Annotated in this window: 33 protein-coding genes; 1 reads left to right on the forward strand and 32 read right to left on the reverse strand. The window is 70.7% G+C overall.

Features of this window, described 5'->3' with window-relative positions; genetic code table 11:
- Nucleotides 1-6 precede the first annotated feature (6 nt).
- From HJD23_RS37510 to HJD23_RS37665, 32 genes are all read right to left on the reverse strand, one after another.
- Complete coding sequence (locus tag HJD23_RS37510; protein ID WP_171108622.1) at nt 7-741, reverse strand: hypothetical protein; 735 nt, start codon at nt 739-741, stop codon at nt 7-9.
- Between the two features lie 97 nt (nt 742-838).
- Nucleotides 839-1,276, reverse strand: coding sequence for a hypothetical protein (locus HJD23_RS37515; RefSeq protein ID WP_171134120.1), 438 nt, complete (start codon nt 1,274-1,276; stop codon nt 839-841).
- Nucleotides 1,273-1,839 carry a 3'-5' exoribonuclease gene (locus HJD23_RS37520; protein WP_171108625.1) on the reverse strand — a complete coding sequence of 189 codons (567 nt, stop codon included), beginning with the start codon at nt 1,837-1,839 and terminating at the stop codon, nt 1,273-1,275. The genes HJD23_RS37515 and HJD23_RS37520 overlap by 4 nt, the downstream gene beginning before the upstream one ends.
- A gap of 127 nt (nt 1,840-1,966) precedes the next feature.
- A complete protein-coding gene (locus HJD23_RS37525; protein WP_171108627.1) occupies nt 1,967-2,173 on the reverse strand; it encodes a hypothetical protein in 207 nt (68 codons plus the stop codon).
- 106 nt (nt 2,174-2,279) lie between these two features.
- Complete coding sequence (locus tag HJD23_RS37530) at nt 2,280-2,522, reverse strand: hypothetical protein (protein ID WP_171108629.1); 243 nt, start codon at nt 2,520-2,522, stop codon at nt 2,280-2,282.
- Nucleotides 2,519-3,688 carry a hypothetical protein gene (locus HJD23_RS37535; RefSeq protein WP_171108631.1) on the reverse strand — a complete coding sequence of 390 codons (1,170 nt, stop codon included), beginning with the start codon at nt 3,686-3,688 and terminating at the stop codon, nt 2,519-2,521. Before HJD23_RS37535 ends, HJD23_RS37530 begins: the two co-directional genes overlap by 4 nt.
- A gap of 76 nt (nt 3,689-3,764) precedes the next feature.
- On the reverse strand, nt 3,765-4,196 hold the full coding sequence (locus HJD23_RS37540; protein WP_171108633.1) for a DUF4326 domain-containing protein: 432 nt from the start codon (nt 4,194-4,196) through the stop codon (nt 3,765-3,767).
- On the reverse strand, nt 4,193-4,564 hold the full coding sequence (locus tag HJD23_RS37545) for a hypothetical protein (RefSeq protein WP_171108635.1): 372 nt from the start codon (nt 4,562-4,564) through the stop codon (nt 4,193-4,195). The genes HJD23_RS37540 and HJD23_RS37545 overlap by 4 nt, the downstream gene beginning before the upstream one ends.
- Before the next feature lie 55 nt (nt 4,565-4,619).
- The gene (locus HJD23_RS37550; RefSeq protein WP_171108637.1) at nt 4,620-4,817 is read right to left on the reverse strand and encodes a hypothetical protein; all 198 of its coding nucleotides are present in this window, start codon (nt 4,815-4,817) and stop codon (nt 4,620-4,622) included.
- Nucleotides 4,818-4,820: 3 nt separating this feature from the next.
- Complete coding sequence (locus HJD23_RS37555; RefSeq protein ID WP_171108639.1) at nt 4,821-6,602, reverse strand: AAA family ATPase; 1,782 nt, start codon at nt 6,600-6,602, stop codon at nt 4,821-4,823.
- Nucleotides 6,603-6,613: 11 nt separating this feature from the next.
- Nucleotides 6,614-6,922, reverse strand: a complete 309-nt coding sequence (locus HJD23_RS37560; RefSeq protein ID WP_171108641.1) for a hypothetical protein — start codon at nt 6,920-6,922, stop codon at nt 6,614-6,616.
- Nucleotides 6,922-7,740, reverse strand: a complete 819-nt coding sequence (locus tag HJD23_RS37565) for a DUF2303 family protein (protein ID WP_171108643.1) — start codon at nt 7,738-7,740, stop codon at nt 6,922-6,924. Before HJD23_RS37565 ends, HJD23_RS37560 begins: the two co-directional genes overlap by 1 nt.
- Before the next feature lie 2 nt (nt 7,741-7,742).
- Nucleotides 7,743-8,111 (reverse strand): hypothetical protein, encoded by a 369-nt coding sequence (locus HJD23_RS37570; protein ID WP_171108645.1) that lies wholly within the window; start codon nt 8,109-8,111, stop codon nt 7,743-7,745.
- A 138-nt stretch (nt 8,112-8,249) separates the two neighbouring features.
- Entirely contained in the window at nt 8,250-8,717 is a 468-nt protein-coding gene (locus tag HJD23_RS37575; protein WP_171108647.1) for a hypothetical protein, read from the reverse strand.
- Nucleotides 8,717-8,917 carry a transcription factor WhiB gene (locus HJD23_RS37580; RefSeq protein WP_171108649.1) on the reverse strand — a complete coding sequence of 67 codons (201 nt, stop codon included), beginning with the start codon at nt 8,915-8,917 and terminating at the stop codon, nt 8,717-8,719. Before HJD23_RS37580 ends, HJD23_RS37575 begins: the two co-directional genes overlap by 1 nt.
- Nucleotides 8,917-9,567 carry a hypothetical protein gene (locus tag HJD23_RS37585; protein ID WP_171108650.1) on the reverse strand — a complete coding sequence of 217 codons (651 nt, stop codon included), beginning with the start codon at nt 9,565-9,567 and terminating at the stop codon, nt 8,917-8,919. The genes HJD23_RS37580 and HJD23_RS37585 overlap by 1 nt, the downstream gene beginning before the upstream one ends.
- Nucleotides 9,564-10,889, reverse strand: coding sequence for a DNA cytosine methyltransferase (locus HJD23_RS37590; protein WP_240980900.1), 1,326 nt, complete (start codon nt 10,887-10,889; stop codon nt 9,564-9,566). The genes HJD23_RS37585 and HJD23_RS37590 overlap by 4 nt, the downstream gene beginning before the upstream one ends.
- A complete protein-coding gene (locus HJD23_RS37595; RefSeq protein ID WP_240980901.1) occupies nt 10,886-11,524 on the reverse strand; it encodes a hypothetical protein in 639 nt (212 codons plus the stop codon). The genes HJD23_RS37590 and HJD23_RS37595 overlap by 4 nt, the downstream gene beginning before the upstream one ends.
- Entirely contained in the window at nt 11,521-11,802 is a 282-nt protein-coding gene (locus HJD23_RS37600; RefSeq protein ID WP_171108652.1) for a hypothetical protein, read from the reverse strand. The genes HJD23_RS37595 and HJD23_RS37600 overlap by 4 nt, the downstream gene beginning before the upstream one ends.
- Complete coding sequence (locus tag HJD23_RS37605; protein WP_171108654.1) at nt 11,799-12,242, reverse strand: hypothetical protein; 444 nt, start codon at nt 12,240-12,242, stop codon at nt 11,799-11,801. The genes HJD23_RS37600 and HJD23_RS37605 overlap by 4 nt, the downstream gene beginning before the upstream one ends.
- Complete coding sequence (locus HJD23_RS37610; protein WP_171108656.1) at nt 12,242-12,994, reverse strand: exonuclease domain-containing protein; 753 nt, start codon at nt 12,992-12,994, stop codon at nt 12,242-12,244. The genes HJD23_RS37605 and HJD23_RS37610 overlap by 1 nt, the downstream gene beginning before the upstream one ends.
- Nucleotides 12,991-13,764: an ERF family protein gene (locus HJD23_RS37615; protein WP_171108658.1), complete on the reverse strand. Its 774-nt coding sequence runs from the start codon at nt 13,762-13,764 to the stop codon at nt 12,991-12,993. The genes HJD23_RS37610 and HJD23_RS37615 overlap by 4 nt, the downstream gene beginning before the upstream one ends.
- 1 nt (nt 13,765) lies before the next feature.
- Nucleotides 13,766-14,806, reverse strand: coding sequence for a lambda-exonuclease family protein (locus tag HJD23_RS37620; protein WP_171134121.1), 1,041 nt, complete (start codon nt 14,804-14,806; stop codon nt 13,766-13,768).
- Entirely contained in the window at nt 14,806-15,051 is a 246-nt protein-coding gene (locus tag HJD23_RS37625; protein WP_171108660.1) for a hypothetical protein, read from the reverse strand. Before HJD23_RS37625 ends, HJD23_RS37620 begins: the two co-directional genes overlap by 1 nt.
- Nucleotides 15,048-15,299 carry a hypothetical protein gene (locus HJD23_RS37630; RefSeq protein WP_171108662.1) on the reverse strand — a complete coding sequence of 84 codons (252 nt, stop codon included), beginning with the start codon at nt 15,297-15,299 and terminating at the stop codon, nt 15,048-15,050. Before HJD23_RS37630 ends, HJD23_RS37625 begins: the two co-directional genes overlap by 4 nt.
- Complete coding sequence (locus HJD23_RS37635) at nt 15,296-15,676, reverse strand: hypothetical protein (RefSeq protein WP_171108664.1); 381 nt, start codon at nt 15,674-15,676, stop codon at nt 15,296-15,298. The genes HJD23_RS37630 and HJD23_RS37635 overlap by 4 nt, the downstream gene beginning before the upstream one ends.
- The gene (locus tag HJD23_RS37640; RefSeq protein WP_171108667.1) at nt 15,673-16,077 is read right to left on the reverse strand and encodes a hypothetical protein; all 405 of its coding nucleotides are present in this window, start codon (nt 16,075-16,077) and stop codon (nt 15,673-15,675) included. The genes HJD23_RS37635 and HJD23_RS37640 overlap by 4 nt, the downstream gene beginning before the upstream one ends.
- Nucleotides 16,074-16,727 (reverse strand): hypothetical protein, encoded by a 654-nt coding sequence (locus tag HJD23_RS37645; RefSeq protein WP_171108669.1) that lies wholly within the window; start codon nt 16,725-16,727, stop codon nt 16,074-16,076. Before HJD23_RS37645 ends, HJD23_RS37640 begins: the two co-directional genes overlap by 4 nt.
- 106 nt (nt 16,728-16,833) lie before the next feature.
- Nucleotides 16,834-17,994, reverse strand: a complete 1,161-nt coding sequence (locus HJD23_RS37650) for a hypothetical protein (RefSeq protein WP_171108671.1) — start codon at nt 17,992-17,994, stop codon at nt 16,834-16,836.
- Nucleotides 17,991-18,341, reverse strand: coding sequence for a hypothetical protein (locus HJD23_RS37655; RefSeq protein WP_171108673.1), 351 nt, complete (start codon nt 18,339-18,341; stop codon nt 17,991-17,993). The genes HJD23_RS37650 and HJD23_RS37655 overlap by 4 nt, the downstream gene beginning before the upstream one ends.
- Before the next feature lie 211 nt (nt 18,342-18,552).
- The gene (locus HJD23_RS37660) at nt 18,553-18,759 is read right to left on the reverse strand and encodes a DNA-binding protein (RefSeq protein WP_171108675.1); all 207 of its coding nucleotides are present in this window, start codon (nt 18,757-18,759) and stop codon (nt 18,553-18,555) included.
- Nucleotides 18,759-18,998, reverse strand: a complete 240-nt coding sequence (locus HJD23_RS37665; RefSeq protein WP_171108677.1) for a helix-turn-helix transcriptional regulator — start codon at nt 18,996-18,998, stop codon at nt 18,759-18,761. The genes HJD23_RS37660 and HJD23_RS37665 overlap by 1 nt, the downstream gene beginning before the upstream one ends.
- A 171-nt stretch (nt 18,999-19,169) precedes the next feature.
- On the opposite strand from HJD23_RS37665, the gene HJD23_RS37670 reads away from it, so the two are divergent.
- On the forward strand, nt 19,170-19,703 hold the full coding sequence (locus tag HJD23_RS37670; RefSeq protein ID WP_206326001.1) for a hypothetical protein: 534 nt from the start codon (nt 19,170-19,172) through the stop codon (nt 19,701-19,703).
- Nucleotides 19,704-20,031 lie beyond the last annotated feature (328 nt).

Consider the following 20,031-nt stretch of genomic DNA (forward strand, 5'->3'; position numbering starts at 1 on the left):
CCACGGTCACGCGGCCGCCACGCCGCCCTCCGTCCAGATCCGCCCGCACCCCGTGCAATGCGCCACCGGCACCCGGCCCTCCCCACCATGCACATCGATCAGCCCACCGCACACGCACGGCTGCTCCAGCGTCCGGCGCTGCGCCGCGATGTCGAGGGCCCGCTCGACCCGGTCGGCGGCGCCGGCGGCGACGCGCCCGATGTACGCCTCCTCGCTGTCGGTGATGCGCCGGCACGGTCCGGGCGTGCGCTCGATGCGGGCGAGGAGCCAAAGCGCGGCGTGGGGTGCGGTGCGGCGGCCGGTGTACCGCCAGCGGCGCGGGTCGTTCTGGTCGGCGAGGGCCAGCTCGACCTTGCGCTGTCGGTCGGCTGCGGCGATGCGGGCTTCGCGGAGGGTGTGGTAGTCGGCTTTGCGGGCGGTCGGCATGGGGATGGGTGCGCGTTGTGCGGTGTGGGCGATGTCGTCGGCGCACTGGATGAGGGCGGCTTCGACGACGCGCATGGTGTCGAGGATGTGGAGGCGTACCGGGATGGGGCGTTGGCCGGGGGCGTTGGGGTCGGTGTCGGCGCGCTCGTCGGCTCGTGCCCAGGCGGCTTCGAGGAGGGCCCGCTCGTCGAGGGTGGCGAGGTATTGCTTCAGGCCTTGGCCGAAGCCGTGGACGATGGCGGGTTGTCCGGCGGCTTCGTGGAGGTCTGCCCAGTGGAGTGCGATGGTGCGGAGGTGGGTGGCGGCGGTGGTCATCGTGCGCTCCGTGTGCTTGGTGGGGCGGTACGGTGGTTCCGCCTGAGGGGCGTGCGCTGGTCTGGCCGGACGTGTGGCGCGCGCCCCTTCGTCGTGCTCAGGTGTTGCCGAGGTGCTCGTCGATCTGCTGCCGCACGAGGCCCTCGATGAGCGAGGACTCGACAGCGAGGTCGGTCAGCGCCTGGCTCCAGTCGGTGAAGTGGACGGCGCGGTCGTCGAGGTAGGCGACGGCAGGGAACTTCCGGTCGGTGACCAGCAGTAGGCCGCGAACGTTCCAGAACGGCTTGCGGCGGCCGTACCAGGTGCGCGGCAGACGGGTCGTGCACTCGATGCTGTAGCCGGAAGTGCGCTCGATCCAGCGGGCGACCTGCCGCGGGTTGCGGGTGGTGTGAACGAACACCGCGTAGTGGTCGATCAGGTGGTGAAGTGCGGTGAGGGCGCCGGGCTTGTAGTCGCCGTAGATGGTGCCGTCGGCCCAGCCGCGCTCGTAGGTGTGGATGACGCCGTCGAAGTCGATGGCGAGAGTGGCCGTCATCGGTTCCTCGCAATCTCGTCCATGAAGCGGGCCCGGGTGAGGTTGTGGCGGGCGTCGGCGAGGGCGTTGTGCACGCCGCCGATCTGGGCGGGGAGTTCGGGATTGCCGAGCCGCTCGCACTCCTGCCGCAGGTCGTTGGTCCACATCGGCACCCCCTCCGGCAGGTCGATCATCCGGCCGAACAGTTGCGCCAGGGCGACGTGGTCGTACGCGCCGTACCAGGCCCAGAGCTGCGGGTCGGGTGTGGCCTGGATGAACGCGGCGACGTCGGCGGCGATGCGCTTGTGTCGCTTCACGGCGGGGTCGAGGTAGTTGAACAGCCACGCCTTCGGCATGTGGTTGCGGAAGTCGCCGTGCGGCTGTGGGAGGTGGGGGACGACGTTCTCCATCAGCCAGGGGTGCTTGCGGATGCGGCGCCGGAGTTGCCAGCCGCGCCAGGTGCGGGCGGTGAGTCGGCGGCTGACGGCGTAGTACTCGCGGCCGTCCTCGGCGACGAGGCCGATGCTGATCAGTTCGATGGTCTGGCCGTCTTCGAGGAACTCGGTGTCGTAGAAGATCCGCATGTCGGGTGTCCTTCGCACTGGTTGGTGGGCAGGTCGAGCTGTTGGCCGTTGGGGCCGTGGTGCCGGTACCAGCCGGGCCGCCCCGGGATCGCGACGGGCGGCCATCCGGGGGCGGCGCGGACCGGGGTCACTGCTTCCTCCGTGCTGCGCGGGCGGCCGCGCGGCGGGTGGCTCGGTTCGGGCGGGGTGGCGGGTCCAACTCGCGCCAGCCGAAGGGGGACTCGTCGTCGTCGAGGTCGACGACGGTCTCGCCGAGGCTGACGAGTTCGGTGTTCCAGGTGGCGCCCGGGGCGGGCGTGTGCTCGCCCCGGGGTGCGGACGACGGGCCGGTCACCGCTTGTTCCGGTTGCGGTAGGCGTGGATGGCGAGCCACACGGCGGCGGCCAGGAAGGTGATGGGGCAGAGCGCGCCGAGGATGCGGGCGCCTTCGAGTGCGATGGTCATGCGGCTTCCTCGTAGTCGGGTCGGGTACGGCGGGCGATGCGTCGGGCGGCGAGTGGACGTCGGGCCCAGCTCGGCCGGCGGCAGGCTCGGCGGATCGCGCGCCAGAGGGTGCGTGCGGTCCACCAGGCGATCGCGATCACGGCGTGCAGGGCGAGCGCCGCGGCGAGCGACGTGAGGACGATCCAGGCGAGGAGGCCCCAGCCGAGGGTGATGAGCGTGTCGACGGCCTCAGCGATCACGTCTGCGCCCCGTCCTGCCGCGCCCCGGCGGCGGGGCGGATGTCGTCCGGCAACGTTGAGCACCACTGGCACTCCCAGTCGTGGCCGGGTGCCGACTTCTGGTCGTGGCAGGTGTGCCGCGCCTCGGTGTCGGGCTGCTGCTGCGCCTCGGCTCCGTGGAGTTCGGCAGCCCGTTCCCGGATGGCGTCCCACGGGGCGCTGGTGCCGAGGCCGAGCGCGAAGGACAGGGCGAGACGGTGCGCCTCGACCACGTCCGCGTCGGTCTCCTGCTGCTGCGCCTCGTCGGCCATGCGGCGCAGCTCGGAGACGGCGCGGTTGACGCCCTCGGCGGCCTTCTGGCCCATGTCGTCGTAGACGGCGGGGAACAGCGCGGTGTACAAGCGCTGCGCGGCCTCCAGCAGGACGGCGGCTCGGTCGGTGCGCAGCCGCTGCGCTTCGGCCTCCGCCCGCTCGGCTCGCAGGCACTGGCCCATTAGGTCGCGGTGGCAGCCACGGTGCGCAAGAGCGTCAGCGGCGGTGGATTCCATGGCACGCTCCATCGCGGCAGCACGAGCCTCGGCTTCCTCGGCGCGATTGCGCTGCTCGGTGTATCCCTCGCTGAGGCGTTCGAGGCGCTTTTGGTAGATGTCGGCGTCACGCGCGGCTGTGTCGGCGCGCTGCTCTGCGAGGTCGGCGCGGGTGGTCTCGCGGGTGTAAAGCCGTTCGAAGCGGGCGCGTTCCTGCTCGGCCCACTCCAGCTCAGTGCAGTCGGCACGCTGCTTGACCAGGCTCGGGGCTTCTTCTTCGTTGACGATGTGGTCGGGGAGGCGCGGCTCTGGCCTTGATGGTGGCGTGTTCGGCCGGTGGTGCTGCTCCAGCGTCCGCAGGACGGCGGCCCGGTCCGCGGGCGGCGGCAGCACGGCCAGCACCGCGTTCACGAGGACGTCCAGCGGCTGCCACGCGGCGATCCGGGCCATACGCGGGTTCGACCCGTCGATGACCGGGACGAGTTGACGCGGCGGGGTGTCGCCGATGACGACGAGGGAGCGGAGGACGGCGGCGACGCGGTCGCGGAGCGCGGCCCGGTCGGCGAGGTAGGCGCGGAACTCGGCGACGGCCTGGCGGTCGCCGTCGCTCATCCGGAAGTTCGGGTTGTTGCCGCAGGCGGGCCCGGTCGGCTTGCTCATGGTCTGGCTCCTGGTGGGTGTGGTGGGATGGGTGGGCGGCCGCCCCTGATGTCCGCAGGGGCGGCCGTCCTGCTGTTCACAGCTCGCCGGTCTCGTTCGCCAGCTGCAGCAGCACGTCGGCGTGGCACGGCTGGTCGGGCGGGCACCAGCACATGAGGTCGCGGCCGGCCAGCTGCTCTCGCGCCGCGGCGACCAGGGATGGCCGCTGGTCGAGCCACTGGCGGTACATCGCGACGGCCTGCTCGCGGGTGGCGTCCTTCACGAGGTGCCACGTCACCGACTTGTCCGGGTGGACGAAGGGGTGACGCTGCCCGGAGGTCTTGCCGAAGCGGGCTTCGCGCTCCCACTCGGAGCCGTCGAGCGCCGGGTAGCGGACCTGCGTGCAGGGGTTGCCCCACTTGCTGCCGCGGCCGACGTAGACGGCTCCGTCGGGTGCGCGCCAGCCCTTGGTGCGGCGGCGCTGGATCCGGCGCGGCTGCGGGTCGAGGGCGATCTGGCGGCCGCTCATCGGGTCGCCTCGGCCGGCTGCTGGTCGCGGGTCGGCCACCAGGCCTCGTGCTTCTCCTGCCGGCACAGCGCACACAGCTCCCCGTGCCACGTCGGCGCGGCGCAGTCCCCGCACTCCGACGACGGACGCTTCGGCGGGGCGCCGCCCTGCATCACGGTCACGCACGCCGGACACAGGCCGTCGGGCAGCGGTGCGCCGGGCTCGGTCTCGATGAGGGCCTCGGGGACGACGGCCATGCCTTGGCAGGCGGTCAGGGCGAGGACGCCGGGCGCGGCCTGGGGGAAGAAGATCGGGCTGGGGAAGATGTGCCGGTAGTTCGGGTCGGCGTTGGCGTAGGGGCTGTGGGGGTTGGGTTCGACCTTGGGCATGTGGTCCTCCGTGGGTGGGTGTATTGCGCGGGGCTGGCTGGAACCGGATGTGCGCTCAGACGGGCTTCCAGTCGGTCCGTGTGGCGAAGAGGGCGGCTTCCTTGCCGTAGGCCTGGAGTCGTTCGAGGAACTGGCGTGCGTCGTGTTCGCGGGTGAAGTGCTTGTGCTTGACGTCGCGTCGGTCTTCGCGGAGCCAGCGGACGACGTAGAGCTGTGGGCTGGTCGGGGTCAGACGGTTGGTGTGGCTGGGCATGGGTCAGCTCGCTTCGGGGTGTGCGGGGCGGTCTGGGTGGCTTCCGGTTTCGGGGTCGCAGGCGAGGTGTGTCTCGTATCCGCGGTCTCGTCGGTAGCCGGTGAGGGGGGTGCGGCAGACGGTGCAGAGGGGTTCGTCTGTGGCCGGGGTTTCCGGTGCGCCCTCCCCCTTCCCCACCTTCGGTGGGGGGGAAGGGGGGGAACCTGGGTCGGGGGAAGGTTCCCGGGAGGTTCCCGGGGAATGTTTGACCTGGGGTTTTGTGGTTTCCGCGGGGGTTCCCGGGGAACCTTCCCGGGGAACGTCGTCGGGGAAGGTCTCGGGGAAGGTTTCCGGGGAACCCAACTTGTCCCGGTTTTTCCGTGCCCGGACGGCGGCGGCGATCTTGTCTTTTCCGATCTTGATCCCGGCGTGCGCGAGGGCCGCGATGGTCCGCGGGTTACCGGCGTCGTTCGGCAGGCCGAGGTCGTCGATCTTTTTGACGAGCCACTCGACGGAGCCCTCGGCGGCCTGCTCCATCCGGTCGTAGTCCATGAGGACGTGGCGGGTGCAGCCGGGCCGGTAGTTGTCGCCGTCCTTCTGCGCCTGGCGGACGAGAACGAACACGTCCGGGCCGATACCAGTGCGGGTGTGGGTCCGCTTCAGCAGGAGCGTCCCGCCGCCCTGTGCGCGCAACTCCCATACGTGGTCGACGTCCTGCGTCTTGGCGGAGGAGCCGCGGGCGCCGCGCTCGCCGTCCTTGCCGAGGTGGTCCAGACGTACGGAGGCGATGCCTGCGCGCTTCAAGGGCAGGAGGGTGTGCCGGTAGAGGGAGAGCCAGGTGTCGGCATCGTTCTCGGGGCCGGAGATGAACCGGGAGACGGTGTCGAGGCAGACGAGTTGGGCTTCGGCCTCCTTGACCATCGCGAGAAGGTCCGCGCCGCCGCCCGCGGTGTCGAGGGGGCGGATCGGGGGGAACGACGAGTAGGTGAGCAGGCCCATGCGGCCGGGCCCACCGCCGTAGGACAGGAACCGTTCCTGGATGTCCTGGTGGCCGTTCTCGGCGTCGACGTACAGGACGCTGATGGGGGCCTGTGGCCGGTCGCCGAGGAAGGACTGGCCGGTGGCCATGCGCCACAGCCACTCCTGCACGAGGAGGGACTTGCCGGCCTTGCCGTCGCCGACGATGGTGATCTGCTGCCCGGGCGCGAGGAGTTTGCCGGGCAGGAGCTGGACGGCGCCGAAGTCGGTGGCGAAGAACGGGTCCCAGTCGACGAACGAGGCGGTGAGGTGTGAGGGGCCGTGGCCGGTGGTGGCGCGGCGTTCCTCGTACTGGTGGTGCTCGGCGTGGAGTTTGTCGAGTTCCTCGGCGGTGGCGCCGAGGAGGATCTGGGACTTGACCCGGTTGACGTGCTCGTCGTGGCGGCGGACGCGGGCGACTTCGGCGATGCGCTCGGCGAAGGCCTGTGCCATGGACGGGGGGATGGTCTGGCTGCCGAGCCGGTCGAGGAGGGTGCCGCCTTCGACTTCGCGGAGCCGTTTCAGCTTCTCGATCTCGGCGCGGACGGTGACCGGGTGGAGCTGTTTGTTCTCGGCGACCATGCCGCCGACGACGTCCCAGATGAGGCGGACGGCGGGCTGGTAGATGTCTTCGCGGTCGAGGACTTGGGCGCATTCGAGGTAGGCGGTGCGGCTGTGCAGGATGACGCCGGCCACGTAGTTCTCGGCCTCGGCGTCGTGGGGGCTTTTCAGGTTGAGGCCGTCCGGGTCCGCCGCGTGGCTGTGCGGGATGTGGCGGACGTTGTCCACGGGCGGTCTCCTCAGAAGATCGTGGTGGGTTCGGCGGGTGGGCAGCGGTGGGTGAGCAGGTGCTGGTGGGGGCAGTTGGGCGGGTGGCGGCCGCTGGTCCAGCGCAGGCGGAGGGCGCGGTAGGGGAGGCGGGGGAGGCACCAGACGAGGTCGTGTGGTGTCGCCTGTGCGGCGGCCGGGGCGTACGGGCGGGTTTCGTCGGCGGGTGGGAGGTCGACGACGGCCTGAAGCGCGGCGGTGTCGCCGACCCACTGGGTGAGCGTGGGGGCGCCGCACGAGGGGCAGCGCTGGGGGCTACCGCCCCTCGTGCGGCCGGCCATCAGGCGGGGCTGCCGTTCAGGATCGGCGTGTCGATGCCCTCGGCGATCGCGGCGAGGACGTCAGCGAACGCGGCCTTGGCGCGCTCCTCGGGCTGCTCCAGCTTGTAGCCGAGGTGCAGCTGCCCGCGGTCGATGCGGTACTTGAAGCGGGCGGTCATCCGGTAGGCGTCGGCGCCTTCGAACGGCGGGACGGCGATGATGAACGTCTCCGGGATGGCGAGGTCGCCCTTCGCGCCGGCGGACGCCTTGGTGTCCTCGACGTAGGCGAACTTCCGCTCGCCGGACTGGAGTCGGCTGCTCGACTGGAACTCGGCCTTGGTGGTGGCCTTGATGGACTGGGCGATCTCCAGCATGGTCGCTGAGTCCGGGGTCTGCAGGTACGGCAGCTGGTCTTCGAGGAAGTTGGCGAACTCGTCCTGGGTGAGGAGCCTGCCGTCGTTGCCGAGCCACTGCTGCCAGGCCTTGGTGCGGCGGAGGGAGAGCGCCAGGCGGTGGCCGCCGAAGCGGGCCCCGGCGGCGCGGTGGGCGTCGAGGACTGCGGTGACGGAGAGGGCTTCGACGTCGGAGTAGACCTCGGTGTCCTCGTCGTGGTGCTTGGCGTAGTAGGTGAGGAAGCTGGCGGCGTCGCGGACGGTGGTGGTGCCGGTCTTCCGGTCGAGCTGACCAGTGTGCTCGGGCCCGGTGAGGTCGACGGTCTGGACGCGGCCGTCGGCGGTGGCGACGAGGTAGATGTTGCCGGGGTCGACCTGCTTGGGGGCGAGGGCCTGCTGGGCGAGGCCGGTGATGGTGAGGACGCTGTTGGAGTCGGTGTTGGTCACGGTCAGATGTCCTTGATCTCGGTGTTGGCGGTGGGCAGGTCGCGGACGTCGAAGGCCGCGGTCTGGCGGGGGTCGTTGCGGGTGGCGTTGCCGTCGGAGTCGACGAAGTAGAGGGAGGGCGGCGCGGACGCCTTCGGGGCCTTGAGCACCGAGTCGATGGAGATCGCGACGGGTGCGCCGTCGATGTGGCCCTTGGGGGGTTCGGCGGTGATGGTGATGACGAGGGAGCCCTTCTTGCCGTGCTCGTTGACGGCGGCGAGCAGCTCGTGGAACTCCTTGGAGATCTCCTCGTGGCTGCGGCCGGCGAGGTGCTGGACGAAGAAGGCGGCGAACTCGGCGGGCTGCGCCTCGGTCTCCTGCTGGATGGTCATGTGCTGGTGGTGCCTTTCTGGTTGTGGTGGTGCTGGTGTGGTTTGTGGGGGTGGGGGGCCCGCCCCTGGCTTGGGGGAAGAGGGGCGGGCCCGGGTGGCGGCCGCGGCGTTGGGCGCGGGCGACCGCCAGTCGTGCGGTCAGTAGCCGTGGATGCCGCCGCCGACGGCCTTGTTGTCGACGACGAGCAGCTCCCACTGGTCGGCCGGGTCGTCGCCCTGTGCCTGGATCACGCCGGTGACGGTGTGGTCGAAGGTGAACGCCTCGAAGCCGGGCTGGCCCTTCGCGGCCGCGTCGGGCTTGAGGAAGTGGTCGATGAGGTACTGCATCCACTTGGTGGCGTCGTAGAACTTCTCGGCGCCGTTCCAGCGGATGCCGGTGCCGTCGTCGGTGGGCTCCCAGTTGCACCACAGGCCGGGCTGCCCCTCGGGAGGGGTGTTATAGCCGGGGTGGCCGATCTCGCCGTAGCCGTAGTCGCGGGTGGAGTAGGGGCCGTCGGGGCGCTGGTGGCGTCGGCTCTCGGCGAAGGCGCGGAGGTAGCTGATCTCGTGGGGGTTGAGGGGTGGGGTGACGGTGGCGTGGCCCTCGAAGGTGGTGGAGTAGCCCATCAGGCTGCTGCTTTCTGCTTGGTCGGGCGGCAGTTGGCCCGGTGGTCGGTGATCGGGTTCGAGCGGACGAAGTCGGCGACCTTCTGGCGGCCGGTGACGCGGCGGTAGGTGCGGCAGGCGGTGCACAGGAAGTCGGCGATGGGGGTCTGGCCGCGTTCGGTGCGGCGGACCTGGAGACCGCCGATCCACGGGCCGGCCATCACGCCGTCGCCCTCTCGTCGATGTCGGGCCGCGCGCGGGGGTCGTCGATCGCCTCCCCGTCCCACGCCGCCGGACCGTGCCAGCCCCGCCGCCTCGCGTCACCACGGGCCCGAACACTGCCCCCGGGAACGCGGGCGAGCCTCCGATACCCCTCGGCGATGGTGCTGGCGGTCGTGGCGTGCACGGCGGCGTGTTGGCCGCGCATGATCCGGCCGACGACGAACCGGTTGATGCCCAGCAGTTCGGCGAGGCGGGTAGTGCTGTAGCCCATGACGGCGAGTGCTTGGAGGCGTCGCACGCTGCCGGTGGCGTTCACGATCGGGCCGTCGGTTGGGGGTGGTCCGACGGGGACGGCGAGTACCGCGTGGGCGTTCTTGTTGGACACCGTGGGGTTTTTGCCGGAGGCGATGACGCGGATGGTGACCTCGTGGACGCCGGAGGTGCGGGAGATCTGCGCGAGGCTCCATCCGGTGGCGCGCAGTTGCTGGATGCGGGTGATGGTGGGGGTGGCGTCTTGGCGGCGGCGTTTGCCGTGGGCGTAGTCGAGGCGGAGGTGTTTCATGTAGCGGCGGTTGGCCTGCTCGCACTCGGGGCGGTCGCAACCACGCTGGTAGCAGGCGCGGGATGGCGTGTGGGTGGGGTGGGTCATCGGTCGAGCACCGCCTTCACGCGCTCGCCGAGCCAGCGGGCCGCGTTCACCGACACGGCGTTGCCGACGCCGAGGATCTGCTTCTCCTGGCTGGCGTCCGGAAGGATGTAGTCAGCGGGGAACCTCTGCGCGCTGGCCAGTTCTCGGGGACTGAGCATGCGCAGCGTGCACTCGTCGACCTCCGGCGCGGGCCGCACGAGGCTGTGGTGCGGCTTGCACGCCACCGTGGTGAGTGGCTCAGCCGTCGTACGGACCGCGCCCTTGCGGCCGTTGGGCACGATCAGCGCGTGGTGGCGCCCCTGCGCCGAGACAGTCGGAATCGGTTCCGAGGTGGCTACCGCGGTGGTGTTCTGGCGCAGCATCGCAACGTGCGGGGCGTACCCGAACTTCTCCAGGCCGGCGGCGACGCGGGCCCGGGTGGACTCGGCGTACGGGGTGAACTTCTTCCGGTCCGGGCGGCCGTCACCGATGCGCGTGCCGGGTAGTGACCAGTCGATGACGTCGCCGATGGGCCGCGTCGCCGGTTCGAGGATCAGCCCGCACTTCTCGTTGGGGCAGCGGTAGTCGTACTGCACGCCCCACATGCCAACCTTGCGGCGGCGCGGGTTGCGCCACGCCTGGCGGGCCTTGACGGGCCCGCACTCCGGGCAGATCGCGGCGGGCCGTACCTCCAGGTCGGGCAGCGGGATGCCCTCGCGGGTGAAGACGACGTACCCGCGGTTGCGGTGCTGCGGCGCGACCTCGTTGTCCTCGTCGCCGAGGTGGGCACTGGATGCGCACACGATCTGGTGGTTGTAACCGAGGATCTTGAAGCCGCCGACCCACCAGTCGAACAGCTCCCAGTCGGTGAAGAACTCGATGACGTTCTCGCATAGGACCGCGTCGTAGCGGTGCACCTCGGTTGCGGCGATGATGTCGAGTGCTGTCGCCCTGGTCCGCTCGAACTCCGGTTGGATCGGGTTGCCGTACTCGTCAACGCGGACCTGCTGTCCGTCCGGGCCGACGATGCACGTCTGCCCTTCGAGCCGCTTACGGCCGTACTTTCGCTTGCGGCCGCCTGCCGGGGAGATCTCGGTGCAGATCGGCGAGGCCCAGAGGACGCGCGTGCTGGGCAGGCTGCGCTTGTCGTAGGCGTGGATGTCCTCGCAAAGGTGCTCTGCTTCGGGGTGGTTGGCCTGGTGCGCGTCGACCTGGACGCGGTCGTGGTTCATCACGAGGCGCGCGCGCATGCCAGCCTCGATGAGGCCGCGGGTGGAGCCGCCGAGGCCGCAGAACAGGTCGGTGAAGTCGTCGTCGCCGTCGTGGCGGAACCGCTTCATCATCGGGCGGTCACCGCCGTTCGCTCCGGCCAGCGGACCGAGTCCAGCGCCCGCCGGTGGGTGTCCGGCACGACGGCCAGCGGCCAGCCGAGCCAGTGCAGGCCCATCGCCATGAGGACGTAGGCGTCGGCCTCGTCGTACCGTGCTTCGCCCTCCGTGGTGATGCCGTAGGTGTCGGCGACGGCCTGGCGGAGGGCGCCCTTCAGCGCGGTGCCCTTCAGGCGCTGCCCCGTGTCCGGGTCGGTGGGCGCCGCGGTGCCGACCGCGTAGATCATCCGCTGCGCGGGGGCGATCATGACGTACGGGATGCGGCGCTTCCACAGGTCGTGGCGGACCATCCACCGCATGGCGCTCAGGGCGTCGGCGCCCTGGTTGTTCTTGTTGTAGGCGGCGCCTTCGATGACCACGAAGTCGGCGTGCCGCACGTGGTCGGCGATCCCGGCGAGTTGCTGCTCGAAGCGGGAGTGCTGGCTGGCGCCCTTGGCCTTGACGTAGTCGGTCCAGCCTTCGCCTGCGATGCCGGTGATGCCCATGGCGACGTCGAGGCCGATCACGCGGGGGATGCCGGTGGTGGGCCGGGGCCCGGCCACCTGGGTGGCGGCCGGTGCCTCGGTGTCGAACAGGGTGGGTGCGCTCACTGATTGCCCCCTGTGGTCGTGCTGGTGGTGTCGTTGCGGCACTCGGTGCAGCAGGTGCCGCCGAGCCGCATGCGGAGCTGCAACGTGGGCCGGTCCTCGGCCGGGCAGTACGCCTCGAACTGGTCGAGGGCCTCCACCGGCCGGAGCGGCTCGACGTCGGCGGGCGCCCGGCGCGGTGCACGGTGACGGCCGGTCGGCGCGGTCGCCCGCGCAATGGCGACCAGACCGACCGCCACGGCAGTGCCGGCGCCGGTCACGGCCGCGATGAACGCGTTCATGCCGACACCTGCTTCCGGCCGCCGTCTTGCCGGTTGGCCTGCCAGTTCCGGCCGTCCAGGACGCCCGGGGTGTTCAGGCCGAGCGCGTCGTCGAGGCGAGCCTGGAGGTGGTTTGCTCGGCGCCGCTCGGCGTGCCAGGCGGCGAGGATGCGCGCGCCGACCTTCTGCAGCCGGGCCACTCGCTGCTCCAGCTGCGCCGCGTACTCCGGGTCGGACTCGATCAGCCGGGCGTTTCGGCGGCCGAGTTCGAGCAGGCGGCCGTTCAGGCGCCGGTTGGTGGCGTCCATCTCGGCGTTCTGCTTCAGCACCTGCTTGCGGTTGTAGACAGCGGTCGCGAGGTTGCCCTCGGCGGTTTCGGCGCGGCGGCGCTGCCGGTCGGTTTCGGCGCGGGCGGCGGCCAGTTCGGCGCGGAGCCGGCGGGTGGTGGTGAGCCCGAACATCAGCCTCGCCCCCCGTCGCGCTGCGCCGGGATCAGCGGCCACGAGCCATCGATGACCTTGTTCGGGTCACCGCCCTGCTCCGGACTCGCCTTCGTCCGGAACCACTCCTGCAAGCCGGCCTGCTGCTCCGCCCTCCACGCCTTCTGCGCGGCGAACAGCTGCTGCGGGCCCATGTCGTTGAGGTGCGGGTACCGCTCGAACTGGGCCTCGGCGATGAGCAGGGCGGCGAGCGCGTCGGCCTCGGCGGTGTGCCAGTCGGTGAGCTGGACGCCGTAGCGCTCGGCGGTGGGCTTCAGCTTCCGCATGCCTTTGCCGCGCAGCCGCTCGATGCACTTCCGGTCGATGACGTGCGGGTCCACCAGGGGCAGGGGGTGCAGGCCCACGCGCTCCTCGACGGTCGGCAGGCCGTTGCGGACCAGGTCGTGGTGGAGGATCGACCAGTCGAAGGACTGGTTGAACGCAATGATCGGCATTCCCCACTCGATGGCGCGGGTGAGGTTGGTGGCGATCTCGTCGAGCGCGGTCTTCGGGTCCTGGCCGTCGGCCTGCACCTTGGCGTCGGTCACTCCGTGGACCTCGGAGGCCTCTTCGGGGATGGGGACGCCGGGGTTGATGAGCCAGGAGAAGACGCGGTCATCCCGGCCGCCGCCGCGGACGACGATCGCCGCGGTGACGATGCGGTCCTCCAGGGGGTTCGGGCCGGTGGTCTCCGTGTCCCATGCGAGGCGGCGGACGTTGGCGAAGGTGCTCACTGGCCACCTCCGGCCGCGCGCTCCTTGCCGATCCGCACGACCATCGCGCCGATCTGCTCCTCGTCGCCCACCTCGTTCGTGACCAACGTGCCGAGCTGCCGGGTCGAGCCCAGCTCGTAATGGATCTGGCGCAGCCGACCGGCACTCGTGCTCGGATTGCAGATCTCGTCCAGGTAGCTGACCGCCGGCCGCACCGGGGACTCCGACCGCTCGAACTCCGTGGCGTCCGCGTCGCGGTCCTCGGTGGGCACCAGGCCCGCCGACAGCAACAGCGTCCGCAGCGCGATCGACTGCGCCTTCGGAGTGGACCGGCCGCCGGAGTCGGAGGCCTCGCCCGCGGCCTGGGTGTCGAAGTAGTCCCCGGCCGGGCCGAAGATGCGGTAGGTCACCAGGACGGTACACTCCCGCTTCACTCCGCCGTTCTTCGTGCTGATGTCCCGGTACTGGGGCTCGACCTTCACCGGGGCGACGACGACGCCGTGCTTTCGACAGGCCGGGCCGAACGCGTTCAGGGCCAGGTCGACGCCGCGGAAGTTGAAGCGGCCTGCGTTGCCGCCGTCGAAGCGCTGGTCCTTGCCGATCGCCCGGACTTCGCCCATGACCCGGGACCAGGCGACGACCGCGGGCGTCGTCTCGGCGTCCTTGGTGAGGTCGCCGAGGTCGGGCTCGGTCAGGTTCGGTGCATCACGCACCTCGACGGAGTCGGCGGCCTGCTGGCTATCGGTCGGCGTCCGGCCAGCCGCAGCGGCGGCACTCTCGCGCAGTCCCATGTCAGATGCCCCCCTTGAAGGCCTTGGAGATGTCGATGCGTTCGGTCGGGTTCGGCTTGACGCACGCCTCGTAGGCGTCGGGCCAGCGCTCGGCCAGCAGTTCCAGGTCGACCTTCGGCGCGGCGTTGGTGGGCTCCAGCGCGTAGGCGCGCTCGCCGCCGAGCAGGGCCTCTTGGGCGTCGCCGAGGGCGGCGACCATGCGGGCCTTCGCCGCGGCCTTCGCCTTCTTTGCGGCGGACTCCTCGCGCTGGTGGCGGTTGTAGTCGAGGAGCGCGTCCAGGGCGTCCGGGTGCATGTCGACGTCCACCGAGCCGGAGCGGGTGGGGTGCAGGCGGCGGAACATCCTCACGACCGTCTCGCCGTCGCCGGACGGGGCCGGTTCAACCTGCGCCTGCACGTGCTCCGTCCAGAACTTGTCCATTGCCGTGGTGATGTCGGCGATGACGTCGGTGTACTGGTCGGCGCGGATGACGCCCTGGTGGTACTCGTTGCCGCCGATGAGGACGGCGTAGTGCATGTGCTCGTAGCCGTTGACGGCGATCTGCCACAGGATCTGCGCGGTGACGTCGTCGGGGGCTCCGGCGTGCCACTGCGCCGACTTGAAGGCCGAGCGGGTCTTGACCTCCAGCGCGCAGGGGATGCGGGTGTCCTCGGAGAGGGGGCACTCGGTGACGCGCCGGTCGAGGGTGGTCATCCAGTGGCGGTGCTTCTCGTGGGCGACGAGGCCGACGCGGCGGATGACGCTGCGGTTGCGCATGGCCCAGACGCGGGCGACGGGCTCCTCGTGGACGGTGCCCCAGAATGCGGCCTCACCGGCGTCGTCAACGTCGCGGCCGATCTTGTCGTAGTAGACCTTGATGGGTGGCTTCTTCTCGACGAGGCCGAGGATGGCGGGGACGTCGGAGGAGCCGATGCCGGAGCGGCGGGCGGTGAGCCAGTCGGCGCGGTCGGCGTCGGCGGGGAGGATGAGTCGGCCGGTGGGTGTGACCCGGCGGCCGGCGGCCGGGGCGGTGTTCGCCCCGGCCTGCACGGTCGTCGTCATCAGGCGGTACCGCCCTTCGTGGTCGTGGAAAGGCTGGAGAGGGCGTCCGCCCACGCGGCATCGTTGTCCGGGCCCCATACGGCGTCGCCGTACGCGGCCTGGTGCCGGGCAGCGATCTCGCGGGCGGCGTCGGCGCCGCAGCGAATCTCACCGCGCTCGATCTGGCCGAGGACGCGGTGGGTGTCGGTCGTCGGTTGGACGCGGCGTCGGTCGTTTGGTCCGGCGGCTCGGGTGGTGCGGCTCATGAGCGGCCGTCCTCTCCGGTGGTCGCGTTGATCAGGTGGTAGGTGGTGCGGCCGTCGGTGCTGACACCCGGGGTGAGGAGTCCGGCGCGGGCGAGGCCGCGCAGGTCCTTCCGCGTGGTGTTGCGGCCAGCCGTGGGCCAGGGGGAGTCGGTCATCAGCTGCTCGGCGAGCTGGGTGGTGACCGGGCGGCCGTGGGCCCTTATGGCGGCGAGGAGGTACTGGCGGCGGGTGCCCTGGAGGGTGCTCACGCGGCAGCACCACCCTCGCGACGCGGCGCCGAGACCGCGGCCGCCGCCGGGGCAACAGCGCGCAGCCGGTCCGCCAGAGCCTCGACCTCGCGGCCGTACAGCGGCAGTTCGTAGCCGAGCGCCGTGCACAGCTTCTCGGCGAGCAGCTGCTCCGGCTCCCACCCGTCGTGCTGGCGGGCCTGCCCCCGGTCCTCGGCGAACTCCATCAGGAGGTCGAGGAGGTCCGGGTTGTCGACGAGGGTTTCCAGGACGGCGGTGAGGTAGTGCTCGACGTCGAGGAGTGCGCCGGTGGGGGTGCGGCGGATGTAGAGCCGGTAGGGGCCAGTGATGGCGGGGCGGCGGAAGAGGCGGTGCAGGGTGAGGCGGATGCGGTTCATCGGTCGCCGCCCTTCGCGGCGAGCAGCTCGCCGAGCTTGACCAGGCCGTCGACCTCGTCGGCCTGCTCGTGGCTGCAGGTGCTGCACTGCTTCACCAGCTCGAACGTGGTGCGCTCGGTGGCGTGGTCGTAGCGGTAGCGCAGCCAGTCCATCCGACCCTTGGCGAGCAGCGCGGTGGCCTCCTCGACGTCGTCCGGCAGGTCGTCCGGCGACGTGTAGGTCCAGTCCAGCTCGTCGGCGGCCGAGCCGAGTCGGTGGCGGGCGGCGCCGCGTGCGGACGTCAGGAAGTCCTCGACGTGTTCCTGGTGGCGCTCGTCGGCCTCGTCCTGGGTGGCGCCGAGGCATTCGGAGTAGGCGGTCTCGGCCAGCTCGATCAGGGTCATGCGGTCGGGGCCGGTCATGAGCGGCTGTCCTTCCTGGTGTGGTCGGTGATGTCGGTCCAGCCGCGTTCGAACTCGCCCTCGCGGACGCCGACGGACTCCCACCGGCCGATGCCCTGGCGCATGAACCCGAAGGCCCGGCGCCCGGCGTCCTCGCGGGGGTGGTCGGCGATGGCGACGCAGCGGAACTGCCAGGTCTGCTCGGGGGCCTTGTAGCCGTCCTGGCCCTTGGAGTAGGTGTGACCGGGCTGGAAGAAGTCGGGAGTGGCGCCGGCCCCGTCGGGGCTGCTCTTCTCCTGTGCCTCGGTGTGCGCGGCGCGCTCGTCGGCGTCGTGCTCGTACAGCAGACGCTGCACCTCGGCCATGTCCTCGAAGCGGGCCGCGACCCGAAGGGTGCGGACCAGGCCACGGAACATGACCAGCTCGCCGGGGAACTGCTCGGTCGTGGAGAGCACCCCGCCGCGCGGTGCGCCCGCCATCTCACGCAGGCCCTCGGCGAGCTTCCGCGGCACGCACGTGTCGCAGCCGCCGCAGCCGCAGTCGTCGTCGTTGCCGACGAAGTCGGCGGCCTCGTGCAGCACTTCGGCGCGGTGGGCGGCGAGGTAGCCGTCGAGGTGGTAGGACGTCCTGCCGCTCTCGAACAGGCGGTGAATGTCGTCGCGGGCGCTCATCGGCGGCCCCGCTTCCAGCGGATGACCAGCTTCGGCGCGTCGAGCGCGGCGTACGCGAGGAAGACGGTCCAGACGATCGCGCCCCAGAAGAGCCACTCGACGGCGGTCACGACGCACCACCCGCCTGCGGGAGGTCGCGGCCGATCCGGTAGTCGTGGTGGAGCGGCGAGTCGTGCGGGTCCTCGACGGCGGCACGCTGCCCGGCGAGGATGCCGCGCAGCTTCGCCACCCGCGGCGTCACGTCGTCGGCGGCGACGGAGGCAGCGTCGACGGCCGTCGTGGGGCAGCCCCACGCATGCCGGTCGAAGCGCTTCGGGCAGCCGCACGGGTGGCAGGGGTCCACCGCGGACGCCGCCTTGTCGGTCAGCGCGTACGCGATGGGGTCCTCGTCGACGGGGCGGTCCTTCGCGGCGAGTTGCTGCTCCAGCTCGGCGATCCGGTCCCGGTTGGCGCGCAGCGTCTCGGCCGCGTCCGACAGGGCCTCGTTCGTCGAGTGCCGCTCAGCCTCCAGCTCAGCGACCCGAGCCCGCAGCCACGCCAACTCCGACACATGCGGCTCACCCGACGCCGACCGCTCCAACTGCCGCTGCATCGCCTGCCGCTCGCGGACGTGCACATCCGTCGGCCGCTTCCACTCGTGCTCGAACCCATCAGTGACACGCACCCCGTGCCCGTCCTCCGACGTACCGCACAGTGCGCACCCCTGCAGATCGAACGGCTCGACCAGCAGCGCGTTGATCCGTGCCTGCGTCCGGCGCGCGAACACCTCAGCCGCGTCGACTCGGCCCCGGTAGTCGTCCAGGCTTTCCCGCAGCCAGCCGATCGCCAGCAGTACGGCGCGCTGCCCGCGCGGACCGAACGGCGTCCGCTCGGTGAGGAGCTTCTCGACGGCGCGGACGTACTGCTTCGCCTGGTGCAGCTCGACGGTCAGCTCGGCGTTCTCCGTCTTCAGCCGGTCGCCGTACACCTTCCGGCCCGCGATCTCCTTCGTCTGGCGGCGCGCCGTGGCCTGCACGATGCGCAGCAGCTCGGTCCGCTTCTCCAGCGTCTCTGCCATCGAGGGCTGCGGCTCCGTACCGCCCGGCACCGGCAGCACATCCGCCGACCCGACGATCCCGTGCTCGGCCAGCTCGGCGAGCGTCGCCATCACGAACTCGGGGCACTTGCACACGCCCTCCGGCGCATACAACGCGAGCCCGTCACGCGTCACGCTGCGACGCGTCCAGCACGTGCCGTCCTTGGTGTTCACCACCAGCGGCGCGCTCATGCGGACACCGCCTCGGCGGGCCGGATCTCCAGCCCCTTGCGAGCCGCCCAGTTCCGGGCATTGCGCTCGGCGTTCCGCTCGCAGTGCTCGGCAAAGTCGACGTAGCCGTACACGTGGTACGTCAGCGGCCCGAACTTCAGGTCCGTGCGCGCGTTGCCCTCGTCGTCGTACTCGACGGTCAGACCCCGGGCGGAGGCGAACTCCTCCACGGCCTGGTTCGTGTGCAGCGGCACGTTCAGGTACTGGGAGGTGGGCACCGGCAGAGACGGGTCGGACTCAAGGAAGTCCGCCAGGGCGCGCAGGCCGTCGATGGCCTTCTGCTTCTGTTCTGCGATGATCGGAGCCACGGGGCTCCTCCTTTCGATCGTTGGGTGAGGGGCGCCGAGTCGTGGGGTCGCCGGGCCGGGAAGTCGGGCGGCCCTTCGGCGCATTCAGGGGTGGATCAGGAGCCCAGCGGGCGATCGCGGCGACACTTCCGGCACTGCATGCGGATCGGCGGGTTGCGGTGCTGGCAGGTCGGGCACTGCCAACCGAGCAGCGACCGCAGCCGGGCCCGCATCAGGAGCCCTCCAACAGCCGGACCAGCGACGCCGTGATGACGCGGTGCCGGCCGTCGAGGGGCAGCACCTTCACGGGCGCTTCGTTCCGCTTGATCAGGTCGTGCAGGTAGCTCCGGGAGATGCCGAGCGCCGTCGCGGCCTTCGGCACGCTGACCGTCGCGGGCCAGGAGCGGACTTCGTCGAGAGTCGGGACTACCGCCGGCATCAGGCCGCACCTGCCTTGTCGTCGTCGTTCGACTCCGGGGGCATCAGGTCAGCGATCTCGCAGCGCAGGGCCTCGGAGAGCCGCTTGAGGACTCTGGGTGAGGCTCCGCGTTCTCCGCGTTCGAGCCATGTGACGTACGACGGGTGAATCCCGGCCGCTCTGGCCAGTTCCCGCTTGTTCAGGCCCGCCTCGATCCGCCGACGCCTGAGGCGCTTCGGGTCTTGAGTGGGTGGTGACATGCCTCAAGAGTAGATGAAAGTAGAAGACAGTCAAGCCACTAGTAGCGAGAAGTAGAACTCCGTTTGTAAAGGAGTTGTGCGGTGCCCTATCGGGCTTGGGGTGCACCCCGCGAACCTGGGACAGTTGACTGAAGTTGACGAAAGTCCACAGGAGTAGGAGGACGTAGAGCCATGAGCTCGCCCGAGCACGGCCCCCCCAAGCCGCCGCCCGAGGCAGACCTCATCCGCCTCGCTCGACAGGCACGCGGCCTCAGCCCTGAGGAAGCCGCCGACCGCACCCCGGTCCGCATCAAGGGCTTCCGATGGCGTCAGATCGAGAACGGCTGGAAAGGCAAGGCCGGCGCCTCCGATCCTGTGCGCGCGCCGGCCAAGACACTGGCGCACATGGCGTACACCGTCAGCGTCACGCCAAGCAGGCTGACCGAAGCGGGGCGCGACGATGCAGCCAAGATCCTGCGGGAGATTCAGATTCAGCGCGCCGAGCAGGCGGCGAGTCTCCCCGACCCACTGGACAACCTCGACGCACAGAGGCAGCGCATCATCCTCGACATGATCGGCCAACTCCCGCCCAGGGATCGCGGCCCGGCGCTGCGCAGACTCGCGGAACGCGTCGAGGCGGGTGAACTGGAGGACGCCGGCGACTCCCCTGCGGCACAGCCAGCCGTGCAGTCAGGTGAGGTGAGGCAACCCAAAACCGGATCGTAACGTTTCGGCTACGAAACGTATTTATGCAGGTCTCATTGGTCAACTTCTGTCGCATCGTGTGTACCCCGCACAGATGCGCCGACCTGTGCGGTAACCGAGATCCACCGTGCTCAGGGGACGAGAATGATCTACGTCGTTCTCGCGGCTGGGCTCGGCCTCGCTAACTTCATCGCGATTGCGCTGCTTTTCCGGCGGCTGAGGGGGGACCTCAACCGGCAGCTCAGCGACATGCGTGCCGAGCGCAACAGCGAATGGATACTGCACGCCCTCAAGGGCGTACAGGAGCAAGGAGAACAGGCGGCCCAGGCCGCAAACGGCTACCCATACG

The sequence above is a fragment of the Streptomyces sp. Z423-1 genome (assembly GCF_013009255.1).
Classification (GTDB): domain Bacteria; phylum Actinomycetota; class Actinomycetes; order Streptomycetales; family Streptomycetaceae; genus Streptomyces; species Streptomyces gossypiisoli.

Bases quoted from the DNA above. Each gene is read 5' to 3' on its own strand.
- HJD23_RS37585 (WP_171108650.1), bottom strand. From the start codon at position 9,567: ATGACCCACCCCACCCACACGCCATCCCGCGCCTGCTACCAGCGTGGT.
- HJD23_RS37665 (WP_171108677.1), bottom strand. From the start codon at position 18,998: ATGTCACCACCCACTCAAGACCCGAAGCGCCTCAGGCGTCGGCGGATC.
- HJD23_RS37620 (WP_171134121.1), bottom strand. From the start codon at position 14,806: ATGACGACGACCGTGCAGGCCGGGGCGAACACCGCCCCGGCCGCCGGC.
- HJD23_RS37515 (WP_171134120.1), bottom strand. From the start codon at position 1,276: ATGACGGCCACTCTCGCCATCGACTTCGACGGCGTCATCCACACCTAC.
- HJD23_RS37650 (WP_171108671.1), bottom strand. From the start codon at position 17,994: ATGAGCGCGCCGCTGGTGGTGAACACCAAGGACGGCACGTGCTGGACG.
- HJD23_RS37600 (WP_171108652.1), bottom strand. From the start codon at position 11,802: ATGAACGCGTTCATCGCGGCCGTGACCGGCGCCGGCACTGCCGTGGCG.
- HJD23_RS37615 (WP_171108658.1), bottom strand. From the start codon at position 13,764: ATGGGACTGCGCGAGAGTGCCGCCGCTGCGGCTGGCCGGACGCCGACC.
- HJD23_RS37660 (WP_171108675.1), bottom strand. From the start codon at position 18,759: ATGCCGGCGGTAGTCCCGACTCTCGACGAAGTCCGCTCCTGGCCCGCG.
- HJD23_RS37570 (WP_171108645.1), bottom strand. From the start codon at position 8,111: ATGACCATCCAGCAGGAGACCGAGGCGCAGCCCGCCGAGTTCGCCGCC.
- HJD23_RS37640 (WP_171108667.1), bottom strand. From the start codon at position 16,077: ATGACCGGCCCCGACCGCATGACCCTGATCGAGCTGGCCGAGACCGCC.
- HJD23_RS37580 (WP_171108649.1), bottom strand. From the start codon at position 8,917: ATGGCCGGCCCGTGGATCGGCGGTCTCCAGGTCCGCCGCACCGAACGC.
- HJD23_RS37590 (WP_240980900.1), bottom strand. From the start codon at position 10,889: ATGATGAAGCGGTTCCGCCACGACGGCGACGACGACTTCACCGACCTG.
- HJD23_RS37540 (WP_171108633.1), bottom strand. From the start codon at position 4,196: ATGAGCGGCCGCCAGATCGCCCTCGACCCGCAGCCGCGCCGGATCCAG.
- HJD23_RS37645 (WP_171108669.1), bottom strand. From the start codon at position 16,727: ATGAGCGCCCGCGACGACATTCACCGCCTGTTCGAGAGCGGCAGGACG.
- HJD23_RS37625 (WP_171108660.1), bottom strand. From the start codon at position 15,051: ATGAGCCGCACCACCCGAGCCGCCGGACCAAACGACCGACGCCGCGTC.
- HJD23_RS37575 (WP_171108647.1), bottom strand. From the start codon at position 8,717: ATGGGCTACTCCACCACCTTCGAGGGCCACGCCACCGTCACCCCACCC.
- HJD23_RS37605 (WP_171108654.1), bottom strand. From the start codon at position 12,242: ATGTTCGGGCTCACCACCACCCGCCGGCTCCGCGCCGAACTGGCCGCC.
- HJD23_RS37635 (WP_171108664.1), bottom strand. From the start codon at position 15,676: ATGAACCGCATCCGCCTCACCCTGCACCGCCTCTTCCGCCGCCCCGCC.
- HJD23_RS37510 (WP_171108622.1), bottom strand. From the start codon at position 741: ATGACCACCGCCGCCACCCACCTCCGCACCATCGCACTCCACTGGGCA.
- HJD23_RS37670 (WP_206326001.1), top strand. From the start codon at position 19,170: ATGAGCTCGCCCGAGCACGGCCCCCCCAAGCCGCCGCCCGAGGCAGAC.
- HJD23_RS37560 (WP_171108641.1), bottom strand. From the start codon at position 6,922: ATGGCCGGCCGCACGAGGGGCGGTAGCCCCCAGCGCTGCCCCTCGTGC.
- HJD23_RS37545 (WP_171108635.1), bottom strand. From the start codon at position 4,564: ATGCCCAAGGTCGAACCCAACCCCCACAGCCCCTACGCCAACGCCGAC.
- HJD23_RS37535 (WP_171108631.1), bottom strand. From the start codon at position 3,688: ATGAGCAAGCCGACCGGGCCCGCCTGCGGCAACAACCCGAACTTCCGG.
- HJD23_RS37520 (WP_171108625.1), bottom strand. From the start codon at position 1,839: ATGCGGATCTTCTACGACACCGAGTTCCTCGAAGACGGCCAGACCATC.
- HJD23_RS37550 (WP_171108637.1), bottom strand. From the start codon at position 4,817: ATGCCCAGCCACACCAACCGTCTGACCCCGACCAGCCCACAGCTCTAC.